Origin of the sequence: Flavobacterium bizetiae (assembly GCF_024271895.1) — a bacterium.
Classification (GTDB): Bacteria; Bacteroidota; Bacteroidia; order Flavobacteriales; family Flavobacteriaceae; genus Flavobacterium; species Flavobacterium bizetiae.
This window is the reverse complement of record NZ_CP091861.1, coordinates 616,869-629,170: the sequence shown is the minus strand read 5'-3', so window position 1 is coordinate 629,170 and position 12,302 is coordinate 616,869. Positions and strand designations below refer to the sequence as shown.

Genomic DNA, 12,302 nt, shown 5'->3' with positions numbered 1-12,302 from the left:
AATTATAGTTTAGTTAAAAATCTTTTTGGAGACATCCCGAATTTCTCTTTAAACTTAATAGTAAAATAAGAATGGTTTGAAAAATTTAATTTATCTGAAATTTCAGAGATTGTAAGCCGTCTCTCCTCAAGCAATTCCTTTGATCTGATAAGTTTGTTGCGCATAAAGAAAACATTTGGTGTTTCTCCTGTCACTTTATAGAATAAAATTTTAAATTTAGATTCAGACATATTGGCTTGTGCGGCAATCTTTTTAATGCTTGGAAAGCTTTTTTCGATGTTATCAATCATCCAGGACTGCGACTTTATAATTCCATCCAGATTAGCTTTATTGACAGTCTGAATTGTCACTTTTTCATTTGTCATTTTTCTTAAAAACTCAGATATAAGCAAATTTACAGCTCCGGATAAGTTAAGGTTAAATGATAATCCGCCCACTTCGTGTTTTCGTAAATCAGTTAAAATATGAAAACTTTCATCAGTCATTCGGTCAAACTTAATAAAGGTGTTTTCTTTTGGGTCCATTAATTTTTGAATGCGTTTAAGAAGAACATTATTTTTTTTAAGATATCTTTCGATATGTGTTTTTTTTATAAATATACAAAGTGCATAAGTGCTGCTGCCTTCTTTTACATAGTATTCAGGCTGTAGTGTGCTATCTATTACCAGTAAATTATAATCTAGTTTGCCCACTTCTTCGGAAACTTCACCAATATTTACAACTGCATGACCTTTTGTTAAGTTATAATAAAGACCTATAAAATCATTTACTTTATTAATTTGAATTAAATGTAAATCCTGCTTGTAATTAACATCAACATACCAGGCAATAATGCCGTCACCACAGTCAAGAAAATATCGAACCCCGGTATGAATATGCTCAGGAACTCTCACGAAATTACCTTCTACATAGCCTTCGTATTTTTCGGCTAAATTTTCTACCCAGCTTAAATCTGCTCCATAATAATGAGTTATTTTTTTCATACTCCAGATTAAAAATGAAATAATTGAGTTCGTTTACTGTTTAAAAAGTTATTTCTAAATCAATCTCTATTGTGGCTTGCGTTTATTAGGGGATTTTTCTACAAGCTTTTGCAGGATATCAAACAAAAAAATATAATATATTTAAGATATAGTAAATAATGTCTAATTTACTTAATTTCAGCAAGATATAAACTATTTGTAAAAAAAAATAAACTGTTTTGGTTAATCTGTAATAGCAGGATTTTATTTTTCTTGTAAAGAAATTTCATTTGTTGAAGATTGAATTTTTATTCTTTTTTAATATTAAAAAACAATTAAATGGATAAAAAGTATAATGAATATTTCTGGATTTTTTTGTTTGCAGTATTATAGATAAAAGCAGAAATTTGTTGTGAATGTATATAATAAAAGTGAGGGAGTCAGTCGCTCCCTCACCTGCACAACAATAAAAGAAAACAATGAATTTAAAAAAATTGTCGTGTATTATTAGGTTAAACCAAGTGCTTATCCTTTAAAATTAATTGTAAAACCTCCTAAAAACTTACCGGTTAACTGATCATACATAGGGAATGTTATAAGTCCGGTACTGGTTAATGTTCCGGTAATGGTTAAAGCATTGAAAGTGGTGTCTCCATAATTTCCTCCACCAGTACCTGAAAACGAAATTGTAAGTCCGGCGGCAGTTCCTTTACAATTAATCATCCCCTGGCTGGTAAAATTAATAGGGACTACAAGTCCAATTGGAGTTGTGATAGGGACAAAAAGTTTTACTTTATCAAAATTAAATTGGTCGGTTTGTATGTCAGTGGGTACTAATGTGTTTAAAAATTTGTATTGCGCTACATAATCCCAAATTCTGTAAAACAAAGGAGTTGAGCAATATGTATCTGTATCAAAATTGAAAAACTTAAGTGTAAAGAACATACGAGGCGAACCGCTTGTATCCCATGGACCATGATAGTTAAGTTTTTCTATAGTTGGTTTCATAGTAATTGTTTGATTGCCTGTTTTATCAATGTTTCCTATATAACTATATACCACTGGCTGGCTGGGATCTGTAAACAAACTTATTGGTCCAGTTCTGGTTACATTTATAGTTACTGTAAGTTTGTCAACATCTCTAAAAACGTAATCCGGAATAAAAATTTTATCTGTTCCCTCCATAATGGCACTGTTACAATTCACAGTAAAGACCGCTTTGGCTGCCATTAATGAGGTTGTTGCTGTACAACCTAAGCTTACGCCATCTTTATCCTGCAAAGTAAAAGTTCTTATACCAGTGTCTCCAGCTATGGTATTGGCAATACCCTTAGCATTTAATATAATTTCGGTAGTTCCAAAATTAACATTTCCGCTGCCTTCAAACCATAAACCATTTACAGTGTTGGTTTTTAAATTATAATTACCGGCAGTAGAAACCGCTACTTTTACTACTAATGTCTGGATGTCGGCTGCGACATTATCATGAAAACTGCCAACGATTGCAGTTTCGCTACATTTTATGGTAAAATTAGCGGTATTATCAATTACCGTTGTTTTAAAATTTGCATTCCCTGCACAAATTGCATTTCCTGCCTGATCAAATAAATTGTATGTAAAATCCCCAACTGCTTTTGGTGTTCCTACTGCAGGAACCTGTACTATATGAGAACCTGTTTCTAAAATTGTAGTTAAATAAAAACGTACTCCATTTTTACTATCTGAGTAAAAAGAGAAAGGTCCGCTTTTCGTTACATTCACCTTAACTTCCATGTACTCATTATCACTTACCACTTTATCTAAACTGTACGAACCTTTTATAGAGCTGGCTGAACAATCAAAAGTTAATTCAGCATTAGAGTAAGTACTGCAATCACTCCATTTTGCACCTTTCCAGTATTGCAGGCAATCAGTATCGATATTAAAAACAGTTAAGCCTTCAGATGTAGCAGTTAAATTTTGTGTAAGCGTAATTACTTGTGCCGATGTTAAACGAGGAGGCATAAACCCTTTCGTTCCGCCTTTTGAGATAATTTCGACCGTTGCATTAGGCTCTCCTTTTTGCTGTCCGCCTATTACTAACGGAGCATCCGTTTGTGCAAAAGACTGGGTTATAGCAAAAACTATTATTATAAATGAGTAAAGTGTCTTTTTCATTGTCATTTTTCTTAATTAGTATTAAAAATTTCTTGTAAATAATTACTGTACAAAATGACATAATATTCTTGTTAGCAAACGTCGAAAAAATAATAACTGAAGGTATTTTTTGCAATACGTAATTTGTTGAGATTTGGGATTTTTTTGCCACAAATTACACGAATTTCCACAAATTTTATTCCGAAAAACACATAGTTTGTCATTTCGAGGAACGAGAAATCTTCACAAGTAACTCTACAAAGATTGACACTTTGCGGAATTTATAACATCTACAGAAATGACAAGATTGCGAAAAAAACTTTGCGACATTGCGCCTTTGCGCGCAAAAAAAACTCGCGTCCTTTACGTAAACTTTCGCGCACTTTGCGGTTAAATAACGCGCATGAAAATTGGGATTTGGGATTTTAAAATATTGAAATTTATTTTTTTTCAAAAAAATCTGTAACATTTTAAAACTTACCGTATCCAAAAGGCGAATTAAATCATTTAACAACTTAAATCTATTAAAAATGAAAAAGTATATCATCCTGGTTATCGCCCTTTTATTTTCAGCATTATGTTTAAATGTTTTTGCGCAAACAAAACAATATCCGTTTGAAGTTCTTAAAACTGGAAAAGGAAAACAAACAATAGTATTCATTCCTGGATTTGCCTCTTCAGGAGATGTCTGGAATGAAACCAGAGCAAACTTCGAAAAAGATTTTACCTGTTACACTTTTACAATGGCGGGTTTTGCCGGAGTAAAACCACAAGGAAACGCAACATTCAAAAATTGGGAAAACGAAATTGCTGATTACATCAAAGGAAATAAAATAGAAAAACCAATTATTGTTGGTCATAGTATGGGTGGCGGATTAGCATTGGCAATTGCAGCAGATTATCCTGAGTTAATTAGCAAAATTGTTGTGGTCGATGCATTACCATGTTTAGGCGCGTTGATGGATCCTTCATTCGAATCAAAAGAAAATAATGACTGTTCAGCTATGGTAAGTCAAATGACGGCATTATCAGATACTCAGTTTGCTGATATGCAGAAAAAAACAATGCCAAGACTGCTTGAAGATACTTCGAAACTTGATATGGTAGTAGATTGGAGCGTAAAATCAGATCGAAAAACCTTTGCCGAAATGTATTGCGATTTCTCTAATACAGATTTAAGAGATAAAATTGCGACTATAAAATGTCCGTCTTTAATTTTACTGGAATCTTATTTTGTAAATTTAAAACCTGCAATTGATGCTCAGTATAAAAATTTAAAAACAGGCAATTTTCAATATGCCAATAAAGGCTTACACTTTATAATGTATGATGATAAAGTGTGGTATTTAAATCAGATCAACAATTTTATAAAATCGTAATAAATGGAGTTTGAAACTATTTATAAAATGTATTGGGACAGAATATTCAGGCTTTGTATGGGTTTTGTCAACGATCATGATGTCGCGCAGGATTTAGCTCAGGAAACTTTTATTATTGTCTGGCAAAAGCTGGAAACTTTTAGAAATGAATCGGGTATAGGAACCTGGATTTTTAGAATCGCATCCAATAATTGTTTAAGGCAGATCGAAAAAGAAAAACGTTTCCCTAAATCGGATTTGCCCAATCATCTTACCGAAGAAAAACAAACATCATTAGAACCACAAATTCAGTTTTTGTATCAATGTATTGCCGAATTGCCGGAAACAGAACGTATCATTATTTCGCTGGAATTAGAAGATGTAAAGCAAGCCGAAATAGCCAAAATTATTGGTCTTTCTGAAGCAAATGTTAGAGTGAAAATTCACAGAATTAAAGAAAAACTGACTCAAAAATTTAAAGAAAATGGACAACAATAATATAGACTTTAAAGATTTATGGAAGAAACAAACCGTAAATAAACCCAATATCGAAGATTTGTTGGTGAGATTAAAACAGTTTAAAAAAGCAAGTTTAAGATTATTGTGGAGAACTAATATTTTACTTGCAGCAACAAGTGCTTTTATAATTTTTATATGGTACCGTTATCAGCCTGAATTTATCTCCACCAAAATTGGAATCATTTTAGCCATTTTAGCAATGGTAATGTATGTTGGAGTTTACAACAGAGTGTTGAGTACTTTTAAACATATCGATTCGACACAAACCAATCAGGAATATTTGCAACAATTAATCTTGATTAGAAAAAAGCAACAATACATGCAGTCGAAAGTGTTAAGCTGGTATTTTGTTTTGCTTATGGCAGGAATTTGCCTGTATATGTATGAATACGCATCAAGAATGACTGTTTTCTATGCTTTGATAACCTACGGGATCACTTTGTTATGGATTGCCTTTAATTGGTTTTACATTCGCCCAAAACAAATTGCAAAACAACAAAATAAAATTAATGGATTGATTGAGAAATTTGAAGCGATCAACCACCAACTGGAAGAATAAAAAAAAGCTCCACAATAATGCGGAGCTCCTTTTTTCCAAAATTAAAATAAAAATTCTACTCCTAAAACTTATAGAGGAAAAACATAAGGTACAAGAGTCACTACGATGATTCCGTCACTGTTTGCTTTTGCCGTAGATTCTTTTACTACTACACCACCAACATAAATTTTGGCAGTTAGAGTTTGATCTTTAACACCACCATGACCACTTGCGCTGGCTGTTACACCATTTACATCCTTATCAACGGTAATTTCTTTAGTCCAAGGTAATTTGGTAACATCCTCATTTAAAGGGTTTCCACCTTTGTCAAAATAAATTGTACTAAGTTCTCCTGAAAAATTTCCGGTTAGTTCATATTTTACATCTCTTGAAACTGGTGTTGAGTCATTATCGTTGTCGCTGCTGCAAGATCCTACTGTAAAAGCAAGAGTTAATACAATTGCTAAAGTCTTTAAAACTGATTTCATAATATTTTTTTTATTAATTAACATTCATTTAAAACAAAATTAGGCGCTTATAAAAGACATGGCAATACCTGATAAAATGCATTTTGAATTACCTGATATCAGGTAAAAGTGGTGGAATTCCTTTTCAAACATTTTTTTATTTGATATTTTTGAATAAATACCACTTTATGAAGAAAATCTACTTATTAATATTATTTCTTTTTTTATCTGTCGTTTCGCATTCGCAGGTAATTCTTTCACTTGATGATGATTCGGTTTATATAGACAGTATTGCTAAAATCACTAAAAACACAAAGTCAGATAGTATTAAATGTTTGTATAGCTTTAAGTTGTCTAAACTATATTTGATGGTTCAGGATGCTAAAAAATCAAAAGAATATTTAGAGCAGGCCAATAAACTAAAAAGCAAATTTCCGTTCTTAAACGATGCGGGAGTATTTTACAATTCTTATAGTTTTTTAGAAAAAGGAGATGTTGATGGTTTCGAAAAAGCACTGCTTGAAGGAAACAACAAACTAAAAAAGTATTATAATACCGAAGCATTTCGACTCAGGGCAATTATCCTGCAGAATTACGGTATTATGCAGCAACGTAAAAACAACGAAAAAGCCTATATGAAATTGCTGATTAATGAAGCGATTCCTGCGGCAAAAAAAAGTCGTGATTATGAACTTATAAGTGGTTTGTATAAAGCGGTTGCTATTATTTTTATGAATAACAACGAACGCGAGAAAGCGAGCGAATATTTAAATGAAGCCCAGCTTTACATTGAAAGAGCCATTAAAAAATCGCCAACTCTTGCCGAATCAAAAATGGAAACTTACATTATTAATGCTGAAAACCTGGTAGAATTGAAGCATTTTTATGATGCCGAAAAAGTACTCGATAAAGCATTTTCGACATTAAAAAATTTCCCGGACTCCAATTTAAATGATTCCTATTTTTATTCGGAAGGGTTGTATTACGCCAAACAAAATAAAAATGCAATCGCTTTAGAAAGTTATGAAAAAGGAATAAAATCAGCCGAAAAACACCAGAATGCCATCGCTTTAAACCGATTGAAATTTGCCGAATATGAAGTGCTTTTTAAATTAAAGAATTATGAAAAGGCAAAAAAGAACTTAGAATATCTTTTAAAAAACACTCCTTTTGTTGTAGATAAAAAGAATTATTATAACGAATTGGCCAAAGTGTACAATGCGACTAAAGAATATGACAAGGCGTATTTTTATTCGCATAAATACAATGCAGTAAACGATAGTCTAAATAATACCAAGTTTAAAAGTGAGATTGTAGAGCTTGAAGCAAAATATAAAAAAGCCGAAAGCGAGAAAAAAATAACGATGCTGCAATCGCTAAATGATAAAGCCGCCTTAATGGTGTACAGCAACCGATTAAATTCATTGCTCTTTGCAGGTTTGTCTTTTCTGTTACTTTTAATTGTTTTGTTTCTCTGGATTTTCAATAAGAATCAAAAGAAATTAAGCGTTCAAAAAGAAATCAACCTCAAACAAGAATTATCTGCTTTTGAAGACCGACATAAACTTTCGGTTTCTAAGGCTTTGATTCAGGGAGAAGAAATGGAACGTAAAAGAATTGCCAGAGATCTGCATGATGGTTTGGGAAGTATGCTTTCGAGTGTGAAAATTCATTTGAACCTGGCAAAAAAAGAAAATGCCGAAACGGTAAATGGAGTAGACGCGCTATTGGATAATTCGATTAAAGAACTTCGCAATATATCGCAGAATCTAATGCCCGAAAGTTTGTTAGAATTGAGTTTAGAACACGCTTTAAGAGATTTATGTGCGGCGAATTCTAATGCTGTTACTAAAGTTGAATTTCAATATCTGATAAAAAAATCAAGGCTTCCTAAAAATTACGAAATCATGATTTACAGAATTATTCAGGAATTGTTGAATAATGCTCTAAAATATGCAAAAGCCTCTCAGGTTTTGGTTTCATGCTCCCAAAACAAAGATGTATTTTTTATTACAGTCGAAGATAATGGAGTTGGTTTTGATATTTCGGACCCAAAAAACAAAAACGGAATGGGGCTGAAAAATATTAAAAACCGTGTAGAATTCCTGAACGGAAAGTTAGAAATTGAAAGTAAACCCAATCAGGGAACATCGGCATATATTGAATTAAATGTAATAAACGAAAATCAGGAAAATGAGTAAAAAATATAAAATGGTTGTGGTGGATGATCATCCTATTGTGATTTCGGGTATTTCAGGACTCTTAGCCGATTTAGAAAACATAGAAATTATCGAGAAAATGCAATCTGGTGTTACGCTTCTCGATTACATAGAAAACAATAAGGTAGATTTGGTTTTAATCGATATTTTTTTGCCTGTAATTACGGGTATAGATTTATGCAAAGCCATTAAACAGAAATATCCTCGCGTAATTGTTATCGGGATGAGCAGTCAGTCTGAACGAAGTTTAGTGATGAAGTTTATTCAGAATGGAGGAAATGGTTATATTTTGAAAAGCGCTTCATTTGATGAATTTAAAAGCTGTATCAATAAAGCAATCGAGGGTGAAATTGTTTTTAGTGATGAGGTTAAAACAATTGTGAGTCAGCCATTATCTGAAGATTTAGATACAATTCCCAGTTTAAGCAGAAGAGAAAAAGACATCGCTGTTTTGCTTTCAAAAGGAAAACAAACTCAGGAAATTGCCGATGAACTTTTTTTAAGTTTCTTAACGGTACAAACGCACAGACGAAATATTCTTCAGAAATATAAAACTAAAAATGTAGCAGAATTAATTACGCTGTTGCTGAAAAACAATCTTTTAGATTGAAAAAATGTCTGTAAAAATGCCAAAATGACATTTTTTGAGTTTGGTTCAGAAATTGCAGTTTCTTTTGTAACTTTAATAATCAATCAAATAAAAGTAAAAAAATATGGGAAGTGGATATTTAATTCTGGCCGGAGCGATTATGTTGTTCAGCTGGATAGTGAGTTCAAAGCTCAAGAGCAAATTTGAATTATATTCGAAATTACAATTAAGAAACGGAATGAGTGGTGCTGAAATCGCCGAAAAAATGTTGGCTGATAACGGAATTACAGATGTTCGTGTTATCTCGACTCCGGGACAGTTAACAGATCATTACAATCCTTCAGATAAAACAGTAAATTTAAGTGAGGCAGTTTACAATCATCGTAATGCCGCTGCCGCTGCTGTTGCTGCGCACGAATGTGGTCATGCGGTTCAGCATTCTATAGGATACGAATGGCTGACTTTGCGTTCTAAATTAGTGCCAATTGTTAGCATCGCATCCAATTATGTACAATGGATTTTGCTGGCCGGAATTTTAATGATTAGAACGTTTCCGCAATTGCTATTGGTAGGAATCGTGATTTTTGCTGCAACAACATTGTTTACCATTATAACGTTGCCTGTAGAATATGATGCGAGTAACAGAGCGCTTGCCTGGTTAGAAAATAAACATATGCTGACACAGGAAGAACAAGCAGGAGCAAAAGATGCCTTAAAATGGGCTGCAAGAACCTATGTAGTTGCTGCTATAGGATCTATTGCAACGTTGCTGTACTATATCTCGATTTATTCAGGAAGTAGAAGGAATTAATTTGGCAATTAGATAATTAGTCAATTAGAAAATTTATAATAAACCCGACAGATTTTAGAAATTTGTCGGGTTTTTATTTTTTATGAATTATTGAAACTTAAGAAGATGAATAGCAGAACCCATATTCCGGAGATTATAAAAACGGAATTTAAATATTGTTTGTTCTCTGTTTTATGATACTTAAAAAACAGAATTAAAGAATAAATTATACTTATGGGAATTGCAAGTAAGAATAATAAAAATCCAAGTCCCGGTGTGCAGACGCCACTCGGACTCATTTTTTCTCCTATCAATGCTAGTACAAAATAAGATATGAAAAAGACAATGGTTTTAATCTCAGGCCTAATGTTTGTCATGCAGGTTTTAATTATTATCTAATTATCAAATTGGTTCATTATCTAATTCTAAAGCTGTATTTGCCTATCAATTTGCTGATCCAGCGATATAAAAGTCTCAGTTCTTGAAACACCTTCTATGGCTTGAATTTTAGTATTTAAAAGCTGCATCAGGTGTTCATTGTCACGACAAATGATTTTGATTAAAACAGACCAGTTTCCTGTGGTATAATGACATTCCAGGACTTCCGGAATCTTTTTTAGATCTTTTACGGCTTCGGAGTTTCTTGAAGCTTTGTCAAGATAAACACCAATAAAAGCCATTGTGTTATATCCTAAGACTTTTGGGTTAACCGTAAATTTAGAACCTGATATTACTCCCGACTGTTCCAGTTTTTTTAAACGCTGATGAATCGCAGCTCCTGAAATGCCTATTTTATTGGCAATTTGTAAAATAGGTTTTCGGGCATCGTCCATAAGGTATCTAAGAATTTCTTTATCGATACCATCAATTTCGATTAAAAGGGAGTTGATTTTCATAAGAGTTGTAATTTGAAACTAATTTTAGTTATTTGGTTTTAGTTAGAAATCAAATGTAGTTAAAATGCTGTAAAAAGAAAAATTCCAATACTCAAACTCCAAATTCCATTTTTTATGCTGAAGCTACGGCATCAAATTCCAAAACATAGCCCGTGGTTTCAACCACAGGGAGATAATGGATTGCGTCCCAACGGTTGAAACCGTTGTTTATGTTGAAATAGATCTAAAAAGAAAAATTCCAAATCCCAGCATTAAAGTTGGAATTTGGAATTTTAAAAAATTAAATATTTTGAAGGAATTATTTTCCTTTGTTTGCTTCTGCGATGTATTTTTCTAAAGCCATTGTCATAGAAGGAGTTTCAGGAGTTGGAGCAAGAATATCGATTCTTAAACCATGATCAAGAGCTTCTTTTTGAGTTGTGCTTCCAAAAACAGCGATTCTGGTATCGTTTTGCTTAAAGTCCGGGAAGTTTTTAAATAAAGATTTAATTCCGGTTGGACTAAAAAATGCTAGAACATCGTAATAAACATCTGCAAGATCAGATAAGTCGCTCATTACTGTTTTATAGAAAACAGCTTGTGCCCAGTCTACTTTTAGATTGTTTAACGTTATAGGAGCATCAGCATTTAATTGATCAGATGCTGGTAACAAGAACTTTTCGTCTTTGTACTTTTTGATAAGTGGTGATAAGTCTGCAAAATCTTTTGCTCCAACGTAAATTTTGCGTTTTCTATACACAACATACTTTTGCAGGTAAAATGCAACAGCTTCAGATTGGCAGAAATATTTCAATCCTTCAGGAACTTTATAACGCATTTCATCTGCTACTCTAAAAAAATGATCCACCGCATTACGGCTTGTCAAAATTATGGCAGTATAGTGATTAAGATCGATTTTTTGTAATCGAATCTCTTTTGCATTAACCCCTTCCACATGAATAAATGGTCTGAAATCAATTTTTATTTTGTGTTTTTGTTGGAGCTCAAAGTAAGGAGAATTTTCCACTTTAGGTTCAGGCTGTGACACCAAAATTGTTTTCACTTTCATATTGTAAACTTTTTCTAAGCGTTCCCTTTTGTAATCCAATAATAAAGAAAATAATAAGGGGCTATTTCAAGAGCGCAAAGATATAAAATAAAATAAAATAACTTGCTGATTATTACGTTTTGATACGTTTTTATTGAAATAAAATATGAGTATAGGCTGATACATAGCGAAATACCTATGATTACTAGCGGTATAATTTTAGGAATATTGTCATAATAAAACAAAATAGCATTAATAGGAAGCACTAAAACGCCTATGTAAGTTCTGTAAGTGACTTTTTGTAAGTTAAAAAGGTCGGCAAACTCATCAATGTTGAATGAAGTTGCAACAATTTTTTCGATTAAAAACTTCGCTAAAATAAAATAAAGTAAAAATGTAGCGATCTGAATAAACAAGATCCAGTCGGTTTTTAAAACGCTATAAGTTCCCGTTTTAGGATCTTCTGAAAAAATATGCATCGTCAACTGAATGAAAAATGCATACGAAATAACCTGAACGAAAAATAAACCAACCGTAAAACTACTTTTCAGGTGGTTGTTGTCGCGGTAAATTTTTGCGTATTTGTCTGAAAAAATAAGCTTGCTGAATTCGCTAAATCTAGTTTCATAAGCTGATTTAGTCATAGCTACAACAGCAAAGGTCAACACAAATAAAAGTGTTGCCCAGTCTTTGTTTTCGATAATTCGAGGGTGAAGTTGTTCAATCATAACGACACAAAATTAGTAATTTTTTGTCTCAATACTTTTATTATATATTTATTATGAATCAAATGCTATAAAA

The 12,302-nt window shown here is 32.5% G+C and carries 12 protein-coding genes; 6 read left to right on the top strand and 6 right to left on the bottom strand.

All coding sequences use genetic code 11. The features are described from left to right. Positions 1-2: 2 nt before the first annotated feature. Together L0669_RS02955 and L0669_RS02950 are read right to left on the bottom strand one after the other, a co-directional pair. Positions 3-983: a helix-turn-helix domain-containing protein gene (locus L0669_RS02955; RefSeq protein ID WP_263761191.1), complete on the bottom strand. Its 981-nt coding sequence runs from the start codon at positions 981-983 to the stop codon at positions 3-5. 504 nt (positions 984-1,487) lie between these two features. Next, positions 1,488-3,119 (bottom strand): hypothetical protein, encoded by a 1,632-nt coding sequence (locus tag L0669_RS02950; protein WP_263761189.1) that lies wholly within the window; start codon positions 3,117-3,119, stop codon positions 1,488-1,490. A gap of 509 nt (positions 3,120-3,628) precedes the next feature. On the opposite strand from L0669_RS02950, the gene L0669_RS02945 reads away from it, so the two are divergent. Genes L0669_RS02945 through L0669_RS02935 form a run of 3 tightly spaced genes read left to right on the top strand, consistent with a single transcriptional unit; the run spans position 3,629 to position 5,534 of the window. Continuing rightward, entirely contained in the window at positions 3,629-4,477 is an 849-nt protein-coding gene (locus L0669_RS02945) for an alpha/beta fold hydrolase (RefSeq protein ID WP_263761187.1), read from the top strand. Positions 4,478-4,480: 3 nt separating this feature from the next. Continuing rightward, on the top strand, positions 4,481-4,954 hold the full coding sequence (locus L0669_RS02940; protein WP_263761185.1) for an RNA polymerase sigma factor: 474 nt from the start codon (positions 4,481-4,483) through the stop codon (positions 4,952-4,954). Next, complete coding sequence (locus L0669_RS02935; RefSeq protein ID WP_263761183.1) at positions 4,941-5,534, top strand: hypothetical protein; 594 nt, start codon at positions 4,941-4,943, stop codon at positions 5,532-5,534. Before L0669_RS02940 ends, L0669_RS02935 begins: the two co-directional genes overlap by 14 nt. Before the next feature lie 68 nt (positions 5,535-5,602). Here the strand turns inward: L0669_RS02935 and L0669_RS02930 are convergent, their stop codons facing one another. Beyond that, the gene (locus L0669_RS02930; protein WP_263761181.1) at positions 5,603-6,001 is read right to left on the bottom strand and encodes an MmpS family transport accessory protein; all 399 of its coding nucleotides are present in this window, start codon (positions 5,999-6,001) and stop codon (positions 5,603-5,605) included. A gap of 167 nt (positions 6,002-6,168) precedes the next feature. Here L0669_RS02930 and L0669_RS02925 point away from each other — a divergent pair, with 167 nt between their 5' ends. The 3 genes from L0669_RS02925 (at position 6,169) to L0669_RS02915 (ending at position 9,599) form a co-directional block, all read left to right on the top strand. Beyond that, positions 6,169-8,181, top strand: coding sequence for a tetratricopeptide repeat-containing sensor histidine kinase (locus tag L0669_RS02925; RefSeq protein WP_263761179.1), 2,013 nt, complete (start codon positions 6,169-6,171; stop codon positions 8,179-8,181). Beyond that, the gene (locus L0669_RS02920; RefSeq protein WP_263761177.1) at positions 8,174-8,809 is read left to right on the top strand and encodes a response regulator; all 636 of its coding nucleotides are present in this window, start codon (positions 8,174-8,176) and stop codon (positions 8,807-8,809) included. Before L0669_RS02925 ends, L0669_RS02920 begins: the two co-directional genes overlap by 8 nt. A 103-nt stretch (positions 8,810-8,912) precedes the next feature. Then, complete coding sequence (locus L0669_RS02915; protein WP_173970343.1) at positions 8,913-9,599, top strand: zinc metallopeptidase; 687 nt, start codon at positions 8,913-8,915, stop codon at positions 9,597-9,599. A 404-nt stretch (positions 9,600-10,003) separates the two neighbouring features. On the opposite strand, the gene L0669_RS02910 is transcribed toward L0669_RS02915, so the two are convergent. The 3 genes from L0669_RS02910 to L0669_RS02900 all read right to left on the bottom strand — a co-directional run bounded on the left by L0669_RS02910 (position 10,004) and on the right by L0669_RS02900 (position 12,229). Further along, positions 10,004-10,474, bottom strand: a complete 471-nt coding sequence (locus tag L0669_RS02910) for an Lrp/AsnC family transcriptional regulator (protein WP_007811264.1) — start codon at positions 10,472-10,474, stop codon at positions 10,004-10,006. Positions 10,475-10,772: 298 nt separating this feature from the next. Next, entirely contained in the window at positions 10,773-11,522 is a 750-nt protein-coding gene (locus L0669_RS02905; RefSeq protein WP_041518659.1) for a uroporphyrinogen-III synthase, read from the bottom strand. A 14-nt stretch (positions 11,523-11,536) separates the two neighbouring features. After that, the gene (locus L0669_RS02900) at positions 11,537-12,229 is read right to left on the bottom strand and encodes a DUF4271 domain-containing protein (RefSeq protein WP_263761175.1); all 693 of its coding nucleotides are present in this window, start codon (positions 12,227-12,229) and stop codon (positions 11,537-11,539) included. Positions 12,230-12,302 lie beyond the last annotated feature (73 nt).